At 57.4% G+C, this 16,658-nt stretch carries 14 protein-coding genes; 3 read left to right on the top strand and 11 right to left on the bottom strand.

What is annotated here, in order from left to right; translation table 11 throughout:
- Positions 1 to 2 precede the first annotated feature (2 nt).
- Both hutU and G5574_RS19840 read left to right on the top strand, forming a co-directional pair.
- Positions 3 to 1,685 carry a urocanate hydratase gene (gene hutU, locus G5574_RS19845; RefSeq protein WP_006118568.1) on the top strand — a complete coding sequence of 561 codons (1,683 nt, stop codon included), beginning with the start codon at positions 3 to 5 and terminating at the stop codon, positions 1,683 to 1,685.
- 410 nt (positions 1,686 to 2,095) lie between these two features.
- On the top strand, positions 2,096 to 3,259 hold the full coding sequence (locus G5574_RS19840; RefSeq protein ID WP_164483081.1) for a M20 aminoacylase family protein: 1,164 nt from the start codon (positions 2,096 to 2,098) through the stop codon (positions 3,257 to 3,259).
- On the opposite strand, the gene ybiB is transcribed toward G5574_RS19840, so the two are convergent.
- The 4 genes from ybiB to G5574_RS19820 form a co-directional block, all read right to left on the bottom strand.
- Entirely contained in the window at positions 3,256 to 4,224 is a 969-nt protein-coding gene (gene ybiB / locus G5574_RS19835) for a DNA-binding protein YbiB (protein ID WP_058707632.1), read from the bottom strand. The two genes, G5574_RS19840 and ybiB, sit on opposite strands and share 4 nt — an antisense overlap.
- A gap of 27 nt (positions 4,225 to 4,251) precedes the next feature.
- A complete protein-coding gene (dinG, locus tag G5574_RS19830; RefSeq protein ID WP_039341457.1) occupies positions 4,252 to 6,414 on the bottom strand; it encodes an ATP-dependent DNA helicase DinG in 2,163 nt (720 codons plus the stop codon).
- A 197-nt stretch (positions 6,415 to 6,611) separates the two neighbouring features.
- Entirely contained in the window at positions 6,612 to 7,130 is a 519-nt protein-coding gene (locus G5574_RS19825) for a GNAT family N-acetyltransferase (RefSeq protein WP_110267754.1), read from the bottom strand.
- Positions 7,127 to 7,690: a helix-turn-helix domain-containing protein gene (locus G5574_RS19820; RefSeq protein WP_164483080.1), complete on the bottom strand. Its 564-nt coding sequence runs from the start codon at positions 7,688 to 7,690 to the stop codon at positions 7,127 to 7,129. Before G5574_RS19820 ends, G5574_RS19825 begins: the two co-directional genes overlap by 4 nt.
- A 147-nt stretch (positions 7,691 to 7,837) precedes the next feature.
- Between G5574_RS19820 and G5574_RS19815 the strand changes: the two genes are divergently transcribed.
- Complete coding sequence (locus tag G5574_RS19815) at positions 7,838 to 8,572, top strand: MerR family transcriptional regulator (RefSeq protein WP_006118575.1); 735 nt, start codon at positions 7,838 to 7,840, stop codon at positions 8,570 to 8,572.
- Positions 8,573 to 8,744: 172 nt separating this feature from the next.
- On the opposite strand, the gene G5574_RS19810 is transcribed toward G5574_RS19815, so the two are convergent.
- From G5574_RS19810 to G5574_RS19780, 7 genes are all read right to left on the bottom strand, one after another.
- A complete protein-coding gene (locus G5574_RS19810; protein WP_033737703.1) occupies positions 8,745 to 9,476 on the bottom strand; it encodes an ABC transporter permease in 732 nt (243 codons plus the stop codon).
- Positions 9,464 to 10,411 (bottom strand): ABC transporter ATP-binding protein, encoded by a 948-nt coding sequence (locus G5574_RS19805; protein ID WP_054687967.1) that lies wholly within the window; start codon positions 10,409 to 10,411, stop codon positions 9,464 to 9,466. The genes G5574_RS19810 and G5574_RS19805 overlap by 13 nt, the downstream gene beginning before the upstream one ends.
- Complete coding sequence (locus G5574_RS19800; protein ID WP_164483267.1) at positions 10,404 to 11,579, bottom strand: ABC transporter permease; 1,176 nt, start codon at positions 11,577 to 11,579, stop codon at positions 10,404 to 10,406. Before G5574_RS19800 ends, G5574_RS19805 begins: the two co-directional genes overlap by 8 nt.
- Positions 11,580 to 11,581: 2 nt before the next feature.
- Positions 11,582 to 12,439, bottom strand: a complete 858-nt coding sequence (gene osmF / locus G5574_RS19795; protein WP_050504735.1) for a glycine betaine ABC transporter substrate-binding protein OsmF — start codon at positions 12,437 to 12,439, stop codon at positions 11,582 to 11,584.
- A gap of 231 nt (positions 12,440 to 12,670) precedes the next feature.
- Complete coding sequence (gene idi / locus G5574_RS19790) at positions 12,671 to 13,204, bottom strand: isopentenyl-diphosphate Delta-isomerase (RefSeq protein ID WP_006118580.1); 534 nt, start codon at positions 13,202 to 13,204, stop codon at positions 12,671 to 12,673.
- Between the two features lie 147 nt (positions 13,205 to 13,351).
- Positions 13,352 to 15,247, bottom strand: coding sequence for a methyl-accepting chemotaxis protein (locus G5574_RS19785; protein WP_054634278.1), 1,896 nt, complete (start codon positions 15,245 to 15,247; stop codon positions 13,352 to 13,354).
- A gap of 177 nt (positions 15,248 to 15,424) precedes the next feature.
- A complete protein-coding gene (locus tag G5574_RS19780) occupies positions 15,425 to 16,531 on the bottom strand; it encodes a suppressor of fused domain protein (protein WP_164483079.1) in 1,107 nt (368 codons plus the stop codon).
- Positions 16,532 to 16,658: the final 127 nt, after the last annotated feature.

The following is a 16,658-nucleotide window of genomic DNA, read 5'->3' as shown; positions in this document are numbered from 1 at the left end:
TCATGAGCGAAACCCTGGCAAAAGTGGTAGCACGCGAGATTCGTGCGCCGCGTGGAAATACACTGCACTGCGCAAACTGGTTGATTGAAGCGGCCTACCGCATGATTCAGAACAACCTCGATCCCGATGTGGCAGAGCGCCCGGAGGATCTGGTGGTCTATGGCGGGATTGGTAAAGCCGCGCGTAACTGGGCATGCTTTGAGCAAATTTTACGTTCGCTACAGGTGCTGCAACCCGACGAAACCCTGCTGATCCAGTCGGGCAAGCCGGTTGGCGTGTTTCGCACCCATGCGGATGCGCCACGCGTACTGCTGGCTAATTCCAATCTGGTGCCGCACTGGGCCAACTGGGATCACTTCCATGAACTCGATAAGGCCGGGCTGATGATGTACGGCCAGATGACCGCCGGTTCCTGGATTTACATCGGTGCGCAGGGGATTGTACAGGGCACCTACGAGACGTTTGTCGAGGCCGGACGTCAGCATTACAACAATGATTTAAGTGGACGCTGGATCCTGACGGCCGGATTAGGCGGCATGGGCGGTGCCCAACCGCTGGCCGGCGTGCTGGCCGGGGCCTGCGTGCTGGCCATTGAATGTCAGGAATCGCGTATCGATTTCCGTTTACGCACCCGCTATGTCGATCACAAAGCCACCTCGCTGGATGAAGCCCTGACGTTAATCCACGCGGCCACGCAGGCGAAGAAGGCAATCTCCGTGGGTCTGTTAGGCAACGCGGCAGAAATCCTGCCGGAGCTGGTGAAACGCGCCAAAGCCGGTGGGCCGAAGCCGGACATCGTGACCGATCAAACCTCGGCGCACGATCCCGTCAACGGCTATCTGCCGATTGACTGGGATGTGTCGCGCTGGGAGCAGGAACGTAAGGCGAATCCTAAAGCCGTAGAAAAAGCCGCCCGCGCCTCCATGGCGGTGCATGTGCAGGCGATGCTCGACTTTTGTCACATGGGCATCCCTACTGTGGATTATGGCAACAATATCCGCCAGGTCGCGCTGGATGAAGGTGTCAGCAACGCGTTTGATTTCCCCGGTTTTGTGCCCGCCTATATCCGTCCCCTGTTTTGCGAGGGCAAAGGACCGTTTCGCTGGGTGGCCCTGTCTGGCGATCCGGAAGATATCTATAAAACGGACGCTAAACTCAAAGCGCTCTTCCCTGAACATAAAACGCTGCATCGCTGGCTGGATATGGCGCAGGAACGCATCGCTTTCCAGGGGTTACCGGCACGTATCTGCTGGCTGGGGCTGGGCGAACGCCATCTTGCGGCGCTGGCCTTTAATGACATGGTGCGCACCGGCGAGTTGAAAGCGCCGATAGTCATTGGCCGCGATCATCTCGACTGCGGTTCCGTCGCTTCGCCCAACCGTGAAACCGAAGCGATGAAAGACGGTTCGGACGCGGTCTCTGACTGGCCATTACTGAACGCCCTGCTTAACACGGCGGGCGGTGCGACCTGGGTCAGTCTGCACCACGGCGGCGGTGTGGGCATGGGCTTCTCTCAGCACGCCGGCGTGGTGATTGTGTGTGACGGCAGTGAAGCGGCAGATGCGCGTCTGGGCCGCGTGCTGTGGAACGATCCCGCCACTGGCGTGATGCGCCATGCCGATGCCGGCTATGAACTGGCGCAGACCTGTGCCCAAAAGCACGGACTGAACTTACCGATGCAATAACGGTATCAAAACGCGCGGTTCCGGCGAGCACCATGCCGGAACCGCACAGCCCCAGCCTGCTGTCACATCGAGCCACGTCAGACGGTAATGAACCTAGGACAATCCGGATGATACGCCCATAAACCGTGTTGAACCCACGGCGTCATCGAATGCCAGAGTACGATGGATCTTACCGGGAGCCTGTGCCGTGCCCCTGCTGGCCGATCCGTCCTGCTAAGACAGCCTTATCGGTATTGGCTTTCTGTGCGTGAAACGAGAACCGGCATAAACGACTGCATTTTTGTACACTTGCTTATTACTTATTCCATTTTGATTTAGCCTGTCATCCCATTTCGGCTTTTCGGTAATAGACGTACCGCTGTCAGATCTCTAAAGTGAAGCTTCCTGAATGATATGGAGCGCGATACTGCATGACTCTTTCCCCTGCCCTGCTTGACGAAGCGCTGCGCTGGCGCCATCAGTTTCATCGCGAACCTGAACTGGGTTATCAGGAACATCAGACCAGCGATAAGGTCGCTCAGGAGCTGGAACTTGCAGGCCTGCAGGTGTTTCGCGGTCTGGCTGGCACCGGCGTGGTGGGCACGCTGGAAAATGGCGCCGGACCGGTTATCGGCCTGCGTGCGGATATGGATGCACTGCCGATCAACGAGAAAGGTGATGCGGCCTGGCGCTCTGCCACGCCCGGCGTGATGCATGCCTGCGGCCATGATGGTCACACGGCAATTTTGCTGGCGGCAGCAAAACATCTGGCGGCTACGCGTCGCTTCAGCGGCACTGTGCATTTCATTTTTCAGCCGGCGGAAGAGAATCTGGGCGGTGCACGCAAAATGGTCGAAGAGGGCTTATTTACGCGCTTCCCGATGGATGCCGTTTACGCGATGCATAACTGGCCGGGCTTACCGCTGGGATCGCTGGCCGTCAATCCCGGCGCAATGATGGCCTCGCTGGACGCCTTTGAAATCACCCTGAGCGGTAAGAGTTGCCATGCGGCCATGCCGGAGAGCGGTGCCGATCCGATGGTGGTCGCCGCCGAACTGATCCTGGCGCTGCAAACTATTCCCTCACGTCGCCTGTCGCCGCTGTCATCTGCGGTTGTCAGCGTCACCCAGATTCAGGGCGGTGAGGCGATTAACGTGATTCCGGAACAGATTGTTCTGCGCGGAACGGTGCGCTGTCTGCAGGACGACGTGCGCAAACGGGTTCATGCCCTTGTTGATGATTTTGTGACGACGCTGCCGAAACCTTTTGGCGTGTGTGGGGCCATTCACTGGCTGCCCGGCTATCCGGTAACGGCGAATCATGCTGGCCCGGCTCAGCAGGTGCATGACGTTGCCGTTAGTACCTTCGGCGAAGGCCAGGTGCGCTGGCAGGTGAATCCGTCCATGGCCTCGGAAGACTTTGCCTGTATGCTGGAAGCCTGCCCTGGCGCCTACTTCTGGCTGGGTGCCGATGGCGCAACGCCCTCCGCACCGCTGCACAATGCCCATTATGACTTCAACGATGCGCTGATTCCGACCGGAATCCAGTTCTGGCAGAACCTGGTGGAACAGGCTCTGCCACAGACGCGCGCTTAAAAACCCGCTGCCGCGAGCCTGTCCAGACCGGCCTGCAGCGTCGCCGCCTCACCGCTGGCACGCAGGCAGCAGGCAATCTGCAGACGCAGCGAGGCGGGCAGTGGACGTTGCTGATTCAGCACCTCCTGCGTCCAGCGCGCGGTCTCCTCTGCCGATTTGTCCGCGGGCAGCGCTACACTGATTTCCGGCTGCCTCTCCACCCAGACCTCGGCCTGCTGTCCAGCACCGCCCACGTAGCTGATGGACGGGCAGCGCTGCGGATTGGCGTAAACCTCGCCCTCTGTGCCATTCAGCAAAATAGCCGGGGCATCGATATCATTAAAAAACGTTGCCACCCGCGGCACGTATTCGGGATGCGAGACGCTCGACAGGCGTAGCGCCTCGCGTTCGCCAAACGGGGTGGCCAGTTTTGCCAGCGTATGGGCGCTGTTGCGGACGCCCATGCGCCAGCGCAGCGACAGCTGTTTTGCCATTGGTGGACAGAGGTGATCGATGGTGATAAACACCAGTTCGCCCTTGTCGAGCAACGTCTGCGCCTGCTCTGCAGTGGTGACCGGCATGATGCCCAGCGCCGCAAACACCGCTTCGCTGGTTATGCGCGTCGCATCGTCGCTGACGCCGTGAACCAGCACCGGCAAACCCAGCCGGTTCAGCACCAGCGCCAGCAGGGGCGTCAGATTGCCCTGACGACGCGCACCGTTATAGCTGGGAATGACCACGGGCATCGGACGGCCTGCGGGTGCCTGCAGGCGCAGCATACGCGCCTGCATCGCCTGATAAAATCCGCGCATCTCCGCCTCGCCCTCGCCCTTGATACGCAGGGCAATTAAAATACTGCCCATTTCAAGATCCGGTACGCTGCCGTCCAGCATAGCGCCGTAAAGTGCAACGGCACTGTCGAAATCAATATCACGTGCATGGTTCTTACCACGCCCGACTTCTTTGATAATTTTATTCAGTTCCATCACTCGTTTCCGTTCAGTGGTACCGACTTAACGCCGCGTCGCACGCGGTTGGCGCGCGCCAGGTTTGGATCGGGCCTTCAGGGCTTCAGGCTCAGGCGTCACCGGTTGTTCAATGGCGAACACGGGCAACGCGGCTAACAGCCGGGCACCGTAAGCTTTGCTCAGCAGACGGCGATCGTAAATCACGATTTCGCCATAGCACTGGTGGCTGCGAATTAAGCGCCCGACCTGCTGAATTAACGTAAAGGAGGCGCTGGGCAGGCTTTGCACTTCAAACGGATAGCGTTTGAGACTTTTTAGCCACTCTCCCTCGGTTAAAATTACCGGACTGTCTATGGGCGGGAAAGCGATTTTATGAATGTGCACCTGGCTGAGCAGCTCGCCTTTTAAATCCAGCCCCTCGGCAAAGGACTGCAAACCAATCAGAATGCTGGTTTCGCCCTGTTCTATCCGCTTACGGTGCAGGGCGATCAGCCGGCTACGCGGTTGATCGCCCTGCACCAGCATCATCAGGCGCAACTCGGGCAACGCCTCGACAAATTGCTGCATGGCCCGACCGCTGGCAAAGAGGACCAGAATGCCTTTGTGTTTATCGGTCTGCATTTGCTGGCGAAAAAAGGCCGCCATCTCGGCGATATGGGCTGCTTCATTCGCCATCAGCGGCTCGTAGCGCATCTGCGGGATAACGAGCTTACCCTGGTCGACGTGGCTGAACGGCGAGTCCAGCGCCACGAAGCGGTCCCCGGCCTTTTCATTCAGCCCGGACATCTCCTGCAGGCGGGTAAAACTGTTTAATGAGCGCAGCGTCGCAGAGGTCACCACCACATGCGGGATCTTTCGCCACAACATTTTTTCCAGTTGATCGCAGACGCGAATGCCTGCGCAGTGAAACAAGAGATGTGCCTGCCCCTCACGCAGCTCGCGGGTAATCCATTTGGAGACGGGTGCGCCAGAGGCTTTCTCCATCGCGGCCAGCCGCCACAGTTTGCTGACCGATTCAAACCAGCCAAAGTGGCGGTTAAGCTGCAATAAATTGCGATGCAGACGGACCAGATCAACGCTGCCGGTTTGTTCACTCAGCGCGTTGATCAGTCCCTCCGCCAGCCCGCGCAGCGCATCGCTCAGCTTAAACAGACGCGCGCACAGCGCCAGCACATCCTCAGGCAACGCGCCCAGTACAAAGCGAAACTCGCCGGGCTGATTATGCGCGGGTAACAGCGGGCTTAATGCATCGCTTATCACGGTCAGTAACTCGCGCAGTTCATCACAGTGCGCTTTCAGGCGTTCAGAACTGGCCAGCGGAGGCGGCGATTTGGGCCGCATCTGGCTCATTATCGCCTCGACCAGTTTGACAAACAGATCGAGCTGCAGGCTGGTCCAGCCCGGCGTAATATCCGCGCTCATCTCCAGCGCATCCCGCGCCACGTCGGGCAGATGGTGGCCTTCATCCACCACCAGCATCAGGTTTTTGGCGGGCGGCAATACCGATTCATTTTCCATTGCCGCCATCACCAGCGCGTGGTTGGCGACCACCACATCGACCTGCTCGATTTCACGTCGCGCGATAAAAAACGGACACTCCCGATACCAGCGACAATGCACGCCCAGACAACTGGCTTTATCCGTCGACAGGCGCTGCCACAGGCTGTCGCTGACGTTTTCATCGCTGTGATCGCGCAGGCCATCCCACTGATGGCGATCGAGTGACTTTTGCAGCCGTCCGCACAGGATCTGCTCGTCTTTGGTGCTGCTGACCGCGTCATCATCCAGGTAGAACAGCAAATCAGCCTGCTGATGATCATCCGCCACCAGCGCAGCCAGGTTACGCGGGCAGACGTAACGTCCCCGCCCAAAGGCCGCCGTAAAGGTTAAATCCGGAATGATTTTTTTCAGCAACGGCAAGTCTTTGCTGAAGATTTGATCCTGCAAGGCTACGTTGGCCGTGCTGATCACCAGCCGTTTCTCTTCGGCACGGCTGACGGCGATACCGGGGATCAGATAAGAAAGGGTTTTGCCCACACCCGTGGGCGCTTCCACGGCCAGGTGACGACCGTCATCACCCGACAGGCATTTTGCCACCTCAGCAATCATCTGACGCTGGGCCGGGCGAGGAATAAAATCGGGCACCTGTTGCTGCAGCGCTTTGTACCACTGTGCTATCTGGCTTTTTATTGCTGCTGTCAGGGCCATGTTCAGATTACCGTGTTACTCATTGGCCTGTATTTTTACACAGTATTGCGGTGTCGTCAGCTTTCAGGTCTGTTTTTTCGTGCCCGCTTCAGAAACGAGTGACGAGGCGGGCGGGCTGAGCACCGGACAAACCGCGCGGCGCAGTGCATGTTTGATTGCCGATCCCGTTGACCCGGCGCACTCTCGCAGCACATCCGCTACGTCAGCAGCTTAAACATCACCGTGGTCGCGTCCATCTCACCGTGAATGGATTCCGCATAGAGAGGAATAAATCCGGCCACCTGCCAGTTCAGCGCCAGGTAAAGCTCGCTGGCGACATCGCCACGCCGCGTGTCCAGCACCAGTAAGCGTTTCCCCTGCTGGCGTGCCCGCTGCTCTGCCTGCTGCATTAACTGGCGTGCAATGCCCTGCCGCCGCGCGCGGGGATGCACTAATAATTTACTGATCTCGGCCCGGTGTCGGCCATTCGGCATTGCGCTCGCGTTCAGCATAACCGTCGCGACAACCGCGCCATGCTGACGGGCGACCAGCAGCTCACTTTGGCCCTGTTCCAGTCCGGCAAGCTGACGTTGCCAGAACTGATGAATGGCCGCCCGGTCATCGGGCTCGATAAACCCGACGCTGGCCCCGTCGGCGACACAGGCCTGTAAAACCTCGACCAGCTCGCTTAACGCCTGGTGCGCCGCACCGGCACTGAGTGATTCATAGAGTGTCATGGTTTACATACCACCAGCAGGTAACGCGCACCTTCAGTCAGATGCGCCTGAAAGCCGGATGCGCCCGTAAGATGGAAACGCAGGCTGTCGCCCGGACCGAGTGTCCAGCTCTGCGCGCCCATCGTTACCGTCAGTTGCCCTTGTCGCAGCCAGATATGCTGCTCCATGCCCTGCACGGGCGGCGCATTGTAATCAATACGGGCACCCGGTCGCAGCGTTCCCTCAATAAGCTCACATCGGAAGGTGGCCGCAGGCGGCGATACGTTACGGCGAATAAAACCGCTGGCTTCGTCCTGCCAGACCGGTTGGCGATCGCGCGTAATCAGCAGATCGTTACCTTCTTCAACTTCGCTCAACAGGCGTGACATTGTTAAACTGTAAGCGACGCATAAGCGGTTCAGGAGAGCAGCCGTTGGACTGGTTTCAGCGCGCTCAATACGCGATAATGTTGCCCGGCTAATGCCTGTTGCGGTGGATAACTCATCCAGTGACCAGCCCTGTTTTATGCGCAGTTCTGCCAGGCGAGCCGCGAGGCGTTGTTCAGTATTATCAGCAGCCATTTTTATCTCTATTATGAAATTTAATTCTCACAATTGAGATAGGACACCATTTAAGCGCAGCCGTCAAGTTGTACATTTAAAAATTGGTTGTACAACTTAACAGGCTTCGCTATGGTGGTTTCATTCAGGTCAGTGAAAGAGGTAAATATGACATTATACAGTATCGGCGACGTCGCCGAGCGCTGTGGCATAAATCCGGTTACCTTACGCGCCTGGCAACGACGTTATGGATTATTGAAACCACAACGTACTGAAGGCGGTCATCGACAGTTCGATGAAGAAGATGTTCAGCGCATCCAGGAAATTATGCGCTGGATTGAGAGTGGAGTCCCGGTAGGCAAGGTAAAAGCCCTACTGGAAGGCGGCGATGTTGATACGCATGATGGCTGGACGGCTATGCAGGACGAGCTTATCAGCATACTGCGCCATGTAAGACCGGCAAAGCTACGCAATAAAATCGCCTTAATTGGCCGCGAATATGCAGTCGATTCGTTGATCGATCATGTTTTTATGCCCGTAAGGCAAAAACTCAGCCTTGATCAGAATACGGCCCGCACGATGTGCAGCCTGCTGGACGGCATTCTGATCGACTATGTGGCGTTCTGTCTTGCCAGTAATCGCAAAAAGGCAGGCAAGGAAGCGCTGATCATTGGCTGGGGCATTGAGGATCGAACCCGCATCTGGCTGGAAGGCTGGCGGTTATCCCAGCATGGCTGGCGGATTGATGTGCTGTCAGAACCGCTGGATGTTCCGCGACCGGAGCTGTTTCCCGGGCTGAATATGTTTGTTTTTACGGGGAAAAAACTGACGCGTCGTCAGCAGGAACAACTGTCGCACTGGCAGGAGCAGGGATTCTCTGTTCTTTTGCATGAGGCTCACTGACACAAAAACGCACGCTCGGCACTATGACGGCTGCCTTGCGCGCGCTATCATCCCCGCCTTCCCATCAACACCTTCAGGTTATTTATGAACTGGAAAAAAACCTTTTTCGCCACGCTGTTTGCTATTCTGGCGCTTGGCGGAACCAGTGGGCTGATGCTGGTTGGCTATTCGCTCATCGTCCATTCACGCTAAATCTGCGCTGTAGCCGTTCAAACAGGCGATCGCAGACAATCGCCAACAGTGCGACCAGTAAAGCGCCCTGCAGCACATAGGCGGTATTAAAGCCGCTTAATCCAATAATGATGGGCGATCCCAGGCTTTTTGCCCCTACGGTAGAGGCGATGGCTGCCGTACCGATATTGATAATCACTGACGTGCGCATTCCCGCAATAATCACCGGCGCGGCCAGGGCGAGCTCCACCTGCCATAAGCGCTGCCAACGGCTCATTCCCACCCCTACGGCAATCTCCCGGCTGCTGGCAGGTACGTTGTCCAGCCCCGCTAAGGTGCCCTGAAGGATGGGCAGCAAACCATAGAGCAGTAATGCCACGATCGCGGGCCAGGCGCCAAATCCCATCACCGGGATCGCAATGGCCAGCACGGCCACAGGCGGGATGGTCTGACCGGCTGCCGCAATGGTTTCCAGCAGAGGGCGGAAAGCGCGACCACTGCGACGCGTCGCCAGCACGCCACAGCCGACGCCGATAACGGTTGCCAGCAGACTGGCTACGACCACTAAAAACAGGTGCGCCAGGGTGAGTTGCCAGAAACTGTCCTGCTGGTAGAGTGGGCGCGCAAGTTCAGGGAACCAGGCGGCAAACAGCGGCCCACTGTAGGGCATCGCCCAGAGCAGTCCCAGATAGAGCAGCACCAGCCACAGTAGCGGATCGGCTAACCGTCGCATCGGCCCGTCTCCGCATGATGCAGCAGGTCAGCGAAGTGAAGCACACCAAGCGGGCGGTGATCGCCATCGACTACCGGCAATTTATCGGTGCCGCGACTGATAAACTGCGACAGCGCCTCACGTAACGTCAGATCTGCCCTGAGCGGTTCTGCTTCCAGCCATTCGCCATGACGCACCACGCTGCCGACCTGTCCGAGCGCCAGTAGCCGCAGTCCTCTTTCACTGCGGCCAAAAAAATCCCGGACAAAATCGTTGCCTGGCCGGGTCAGCAACGTCAGCGGTTTCCCCTGCTGAACGATCTCACCGTCATGGAGCAGCACGATGTTGTCGGCCAGCGTCAGGGCTTCATCAATATCATGCGTCACCAACACAATCGTGCAGCCGGAGACCTGATGGATACGTAACATTTCCTGTTGTAGCGCGCTGCGCGTTACCGGATCCAGTGCACCAAACGGTTCATCCATCAGTAACACCTGGGGATCGGCTGCCAGCGCCCGGGCAACCCCGACGCGCTGCTGCTGCCCGCCGGAAAGCTGATGCGGATAGCGACGCAATAAGGCCGGATCCAGATTCAGTAGCGTCATGAGTTCCGCAATTCGTGCCTGGCGGCGTGCATTCGGCCAGCCAAGCAAGGCGGGCACGGTGGCAATATTCTTTTCGATCGTCCAGTGGGGAAATAACCCCGTCGACTGAATCGCATAGCCCATTTGTCGGCGCAGGGCCTGCGCATCCAGCTGACGAATCGACGTCCCCCGAAAGCGAATATCGCCCTGATCGTACTCCACCAGGCGGTTAATCATTTTCAGCGTGGTCGACTTGCCGGAACCCGACGTACCCAACAGAACGCTAAAGCTTCCCTCGGCAAGCGTCAGAGAAAGATTTTTCACCGCCGCCTGGCCCGCAAAGTATTTTGTGACGCGCTCAAACTCAATCATCGCTTCGCTCCAGCAGGGCTATCACTACCCGAAATAACGCATCCAGCATGACCGCCAGCGCAATGACCGGGATCACGCCTAACAGCACCAGATCCAGCGCATTGCTCAGCAATCCCTGGAAAATAATAGCGCCGAATCCGCCTGCGCCAATCAGCGCCGCGATCACCGCCATGCCCAGCGTCTGCACCACCACCACACGTAATCCTGCCAGCCACACTGGCAACGCCAGGGGGACGTCAACGGTAAGGAACTGCTGGCGGCGACTCAGTCCCATGCCGCGCGCAGTTTCGCGCACGTCCGGAGGCACCTGTTGCAGACCGGTCACCACATTGCGCACAAGCGGCAACAGCGCATAGAGCACCAGGGCGATGATCGCGGGCGCCATCCCAATGCCGCTGATGCCCCATTCACCTGCCAGGGGAACACGTTTTGCCAGCGCCGCCAGCGGGGCAATCAGTAAACCAAACAACGCCACTGAGGGCACTGTCTGAACGACATTCAGTACGCCAAACACACTGCTTTGCCAGCCAGGCCGTCGGTAGAGCGCTATGCCAAGCGGCAACGCGATGAGTAAGGCAGGCAGAACGGTGCCGACTAATAACGTCAGATGGCGCAGTAAAGCGGCATCGAACACCGCCTCACGACTGGCATATTCTTTAAGCAGAGACAGCTGTGAAAGTTGACCGCTGAACAGCAGAAACAGGGGGATGATCCAGACCGACAGATTCAGCACGAGCTGCCAGCGCTTATGTTTGGTTAACTGACGCACCGTATCCGTGATGAGCAGTAGCGTAATGGCACTTGCACACCACATGCCGCTGGCAAACCGGGTACGCGCGAGCCGGCTACCCTGCTCCGCCACCCATGTTGCCTGATCGCCGCACACGCCAGTCAGCGCCGCCAACAGCAGGGCGGCGGTGAGGAATTGCAGGGCGCTGCGCAGGGAAGACGATCGTATCCATAACAGTGCCACCAGCATCAGCCACAGCGGGAGCACCAGGCTGCCGTGTGCGGTTTGCCAGAGCATCAGGGACTGGCCGCTGACCAGCCGGTTGGCCGCCACAATGACAAACGGCAGCCCGCCCAGCACCAGACTCAGGAGCAAAACAAGGACCAGAGCCACAGGCTGTCGCCAGGGCCAGCTGATGACCGACCGCGTAAGCGACACCGTTACAGCAGCTTTTGCTGTTGCAGCCACGCTTTTGCCACACTGCTGGCATCCTGCCCTTCCACAGCAATTTTGGCGTTGAGCTGTTGCAATGTCTTTTCGTCAAGTGCACTGAACGCCGGTTTTAGCCAGGCATCCATTTGCGGATAGGCTTTGAGCACCGCTTCACGTACAACGGGTGTGGGCGCATAGATGGGCTGCACGCCTTTGGGATCGCTCAGGGTTTTCAGGCCCAGCGCGGCAACCGGGCCATCCGTGCCGTAGGCCATGGCCGCATTTACCCCGGAGGTTTGCTGGGCGGCCGCACCGATAGTCACCGCCGTATCGCCGCCTGCCAGCGATAACAGTTGATCCTGCTTAAGCGTAAAGTCATAGGCTTTTTCAAAGGCCGGCAACGCATCGCTGCGTTCAATAAATTCCGCCGAGGCAGCCAGCTTAAACGTACCGCCTTTTTTGAGATAAGCGCTCAGGTCCTGTAGTGAATTAAGCTGATTTTTTTCGGCCACATCATTGCGCACCGCAATGGTCCAGGTGTTATTGGCGGGCGCGGGCGTCAGCCAGATCAGGTGATTTTTCTCTGCATCCAGCTTTTTGACCTTCTCATAACCCTGACGGGCATTCTTCCAGGCACTGTCTTTTTCGTCGTTAAAAAAGAACGCGCCATTACCGGTGTATTCCGGGTAGATATCCAGTTCCCCCGCCGTAATGGCACCGCGTACCACCTGGGTGGCGCCCAACTGGATTTTATTCACGGTTTTGACACCATGCTTTTCCAGCACCAGCAGAATCACATTTCCCAACAGTGAGCCTTCGGTATCAATCTTGGAACCGACACGAACCGGTTCGGCCGCATGCGCCATCCCGAGACTAAACACTACTGCACCGATGCCCGCCCAACCGCGAATAGTTGCCATGTTGCTTTCCTTATCACGTTATTCACCTGGAGTCGCCGTTGGTTGTCAGCACTGCGAAACGCGCACGGGCACCCCACCGTTTTTATTCATTGCAATAAAAGCGTAGCCTGGCAACAGCGTTGCGCGATCGGTTTTGTGACGAAACCGGCCCTGACCACATCAGCCAGGGCGAGATCGTTATGCCGGGAAAGTGAAATGCTCAAGGTAGGCAGGAATACGCGGGAACGTATGAAGAAACCAGGGCGTAAACTGCTGCGGCTGCTGCTGCATTTGCCGGGCGATATCCTGCATCGAACGGTAGTCGAAAGCGTCGGCCTCCTGCGGATTAAGCTGGGGCAGCTCATCGCTGACCGCAAAAAACACATGGCCGTATTCATGCTCTGTCAGACCATTACTCAGGGGCAGGTTGTAGCTCAGTTCGAAGATCGGCGTCAGCGACAAGGTCATGCCCATTTCTTCACGTAACCGACGTTCAGCCGCGTCTTTAGTCGACTCATGAGGATAAGGATGGCCGCAGCAGGTATTACTCCAGAGGCCGCCGCAATGGTATTTATCGCTGGCGCGACGCTGAAGCAGCAATTCCTGACGGGCGTTAAAAACATACACCGTCACGGCACGGTGCAGTAATCCTTTTTCATGTACTTCCAGCTTTTCCATTTTGCCAGTGGGGCGATCAAGATGGTCGACGAGGATGACTTCAATAGCAGACATGAGGATTCCTTGAATGTGTTCCTCATCATTCTGGCACAAGATCGGCGAGGTTGAGGGGATAAAATTGTGCTGTTTATGCACAAATCTGTCAGAGGGTGAAGCCGATCGGCAAAAATGTCGGGCCAGCGGAGGCTGGCCCGATGGGCGTTACAGTTTAAAGCTTTTCACAACCTGCTCCAGTTGCAGACTTTGCGCTTCCATCGCCTGGGCGGCTGAAGAGACTTCTTCAACCAGCACGGCGTTTTGCTGCGTGGTGCTGTCTAGCTGGTTGATGGCCACGTTGACCTGCTCAATGCCCATGCTCTGTTCACGGCTGGCCGCCATAATCTCGCTCATCAGGGTGGTCACGCTGCTGACGCCCTGCACCAGTTCGTCCATCGTCTGCCCGGCCTGCTCGACCAACTGGCTACCCGCATCGATATTGGCTACGGACTCTTCGATGAGTTTTTTGATCTCACGGGCGGAGTTAGCGGAACGTTGCGCCAGGTTACGGACTTCTGATGCCACCACGGCAAAGCCCCGGCCCTGTTCTCCGGCACGCGCCGCTTCAACGGCGGCGTTTAGCGCCAGGATATTGGTCTGGAAGGCAATGCTGTCGATCACGCTAATGATATCCACGACTTTACGTGAAGAGTGATGGATTTCACCCATGGTGCTGACGACCTGCCGAACCACCTCTGTGCCACGTGCCGCCACCTGTGACGCCTCACCGGCCAGCTGGTTCGCATGTGTGGCGTTATCGGCGTTCTGACGCACGGTGCCGGTCAGCTGTTCCATTGAGGCCGCCGTCTCAACAATCGAGCTGGCCTGATCTTCCGTCCGTGACGACAGATTCGTATTACCGCTGGCAATTTCACGTGATGCGGCTGAAATGGCCAGTGCGCTGCTGCCAACCTGCTGCATTAACCCTTGCAGGTAGCTGATAAAATTATTGAAGCTCTGTGCCACCGCGTTGAATTCCGGGCTGTTGCTGGCCGGCAGGCGCTGGGTCAAATCCGCACCGCCTGTCGACAAGGCTTCAATATTTTGATTCAGCATTCTCAGACGCTTCATCATCGCGCGGACAAAGCCTAACAGCACCAGTAACAGAATAACTGCCAGCGGGATCTGTACCAGGCCCAGACGCATCAGCATGTTGTGGGACTGTGCTTTCAGGAGGCTGCTCGGAACGCTACTGGCCAGATACCACGGGCTGCCCGGAATAGCCTGTAAAAACAGCGTCTGTTCACCGTCATGACTATTGTAAGTGGTTTCTGTCGGCTGGGTGCCTGCGTGAGCCAGCAGGGTTTTCAATGGCCCAGCCATTGGATTCTGCAGGTCGCTCAGGTTTTCAAGTTTTGGCGTACCGTTCGCCAGCGCTGCGTTGCCGACCACTTTGCCGTCAGACTCAACGATCAGTACGTCTCCATGAATTGCCTCGCCCATTTTTTTAGCCAGTTGGTTGAAAAAACCCAACGTAACGTCGATGGTTGAGACGCCCCAGACGGAACCGTCGCGGTAGATGGCCATCGCACAGTTGGTACGCGGCTGTGGGCTGGCGGCATCCTGATAAGCCTTAGCCCAGGCACACTGCCCTTTTGGTGCAGCCATCCCGTCTTTGTACCAGGGTTGCTCCCAGTACTTGTCAGCCGCCTCAGAGTTCCAGTAGGTATTCACCTGCAGCTTATTGCTGGCATCGCGCGCGAAAAAGCTGCTGTCTTTCTCTTTTCCGGCTTCGCGACGATTAGGTAAGGGCCAGATACCGCCGCCAAAGACGTTGCTGTCCTGATACTGGTTGACCAGCGCCGGTAATAAGGTGTCGATCGCCGCGCTGTCGATAACGGCCGCAGCCTCGGTGATGGCGCGTTGCTGCGCCTGCACACGGTTCATTTGCTCAACAATGCCGGTAGCCAGTGAATCCACCTGATAACGAATCAGGCGGCTTTCATTTTCCACCAGTTGAGGCGCAACAAACTGATTAATTACCCAGATAGTGACCAACATTAACGCAACAAAGAAGCCGATAAGTGTTGCGGTGAAGCGGGATTGCGTGGTCTTTAACATCATTGTTCCCCTGACCTTTTGTGGCGCCATTGCCTGATCCGGGTTAACGGCACAGCAAAGGGGAACTTGAGTAGACTAGATCACAAATTTAACAAGTCATTTAACAACAAAGATATTTAATTGCGCCAGGTGCGTAACTTTCTTACCCCTGGCGGCAGGCGCACCCGATTGCGCGGCTTATCCCGCCTCGACGACCTGCTCGCGTGGCCGGAAAATATGGGTATTTCCGCCAGCGGAAAGGCGTTCACGCAGTTGTTGCCCGCCCTGGGGTTCAGCCTGAGCAAACTGACGCTCCGCTTCGGTTACCGGCGTGGCCCACAGTAACGTTGGCCTGTCGCCATCGCGCCTCGGCAGGACAAACTGCGCGCTTTCCGGTGCCAGCTCGTTGGCTAACAGATAGCTTTCAAATCGCACAGGAGCTACTTCCGAAGCCAGCGTATGGCCTTCGCCGAGCCAGGTGAGGCGCGCCCATGGTAAATGCACAAATTCTGCCAGCGCACTGGCCATTTGCACCGCATTGCTCTCCGTCATCACCTCGCCATCAACAGCCATCCCCAGCTCTGCCCGGCGATAGTGCGGTGCCAGTTCATCAAACAGAAAATCCACCTGCGGCATGGGACGAATACTCATCCCCAGCGTCAGAAAATACCAGATGCCGTTGTGATAATGCTGCGACAGCGCCATTGGCGGCCAGTTGCCTTGATCGATCGCGTAGTATTTTACCGACTCGCCAAACTGCGCCTGATAACAGGTCATCAGATCCTGCTGTACCTTGTCCCATTCGCTGCCGTCATGCCATTCACGCCAGAACTGCCGTTGCTGTTCGGCCAGGGCGTAATAATGGTTAGTGGACGCCGAACCCAGGGGTGCGGTCAGCCGGTTCTTTTTAATACAGCCTGCAGAAAAACTGACCTGCTTATCCTGATAAAGACTCCAGCCCGGGATCACGGCAAGAAGCTGACCGTAGTACCAGAGTGCTGCGCCCGCGTCGCCCGGTTCCCAGAGTATTTGCAGCCCGGCCGGATCCAGCGGCGGCTCCGCTTCCAGGTTACGACAGTATTCGGCACTTAACAGGGGGGCAATGCCCTGCGCCATCGCCTGGTGATCGTCCTCAACCGGCGCGGGCAGGAGGTTACGTAACCAGCAGCCCCGCACCGCAAACTGGCTACGAAACAGGTCAGTGGGCCAGATATAGAAATAAGCAGTACGCGCATCCTGTTCGACAATGGCCGTCAGGGTGCGCTGCTGATTGTAGGCTTCGGCAATCAGTGTTTGGTACGTCATAGCGCCTCATTCGTGCTTGAGGAATCCATTTTCCCCGAGGATAGAGCAGGATCATGCCTGTCGCCATGTCAGACAAGGGTAAAACTCTCAAAGTGGGGAGGTCCGGGCAGGATGGCTGAAGCAGAAA

This window comes from Pantoea stewartii (assembly GCF_011044475.1).
Lineage (GTDB): Bacteria > Pseudomonadota > Gammaproteobacteria > Enterobacterales > Enterobacteriaceae > Pantoea > Pantoea stewartii.
Note: the sequence above shows the minus strand (reverse complement) of the source record. Positions and strands in the feature narration are given on the sequence as shown.

Coding starts and splice junctions, on each gene's coding strand:
- hutU (WP_006118568.1), top strand. CDS start 3: ATGAGCGAAACCCTGGCAAAAGTGGTAGCACGCGAGATTCGTGCGCCG.
- G5574_RS19840 (WP_164483081.1), top strand. CDS start 2,096: ATGACTCTTTCCCCTGCCCTGCTTGACGAAGCGCTGCGCTGGCGCCAT.
- ybiB (WP_058707632.1), bottom strand. CDS start 4,224: ATGGAACTGAATAAAATTATCAAAGAAGTCGGGCGTGGTAAGAACCAT.
- dinG (WP_039341457.1), bottom strand. CDS start 6,414: ATGGCCCTGACAGCAGCAATAAAAAGCCAGATAGCACAGTGGTACAAA.
- G5574_RS19825 (WP_110267754.1), bottom strand. CDS start 7,130: ATGACACTCTATGAATCACTCAGTGCCGGTGCGGCGCACCAGGCGTTA.
- G5574_RS19820 (WP_164483080.1), bottom strand. CDS start 7,690: ATGGCTGCTGATAATACTGAACAACGCCTCGCGGCTCGCCTGGCAGAA.
- G5574_RS19815 (WP_006118575.1), top strand. CDS start 7,838: ATGACATTATACAGTATCGGCGACGTCGCCGAGCGCTGTGGCATAAAT.
- G5574_RS19810 (WP_033737703.1), bottom strand. CDS start 9,476: ATGCGACGGTTAGCCGATCCGCTACTGTGGCTGGTGCTGCTCTATCTG.
- G5574_RS19805 (WP_054687967.1), bottom strand. CDS start 10,411: ATGATTGAGTTTGAGCGCGTCACAAAATACTTTGCGGGCCAGGCGGCG.
- osmF (WP_050504735.1), bottom strand. CDS start 12,439: ATGGCGCATGCGGCCGAACCGGTTCGTGTCGGTTCCAAGATTGATACC.
- idi (WP_006118580.1), bottom strand. CDS start 13,204: ATGTCTGCTATTGAAGTCATCCTCGTCGACCATCTTGATCGCCCCACT.
- G5574_RS19785 (WP_054634278.1), bottom strand. CDS start 15,247: ATGTTAAAGACCACGCAATCCCGCTTCACCGCAACACTTATCGGCTTC.
- G5574_RS19780 (WP_164483079.1), bottom strand. CDS start 16,531: ATGACGTACCAAACACTGATTGCCGAAGCCTACAATCAGCAGCGCACC.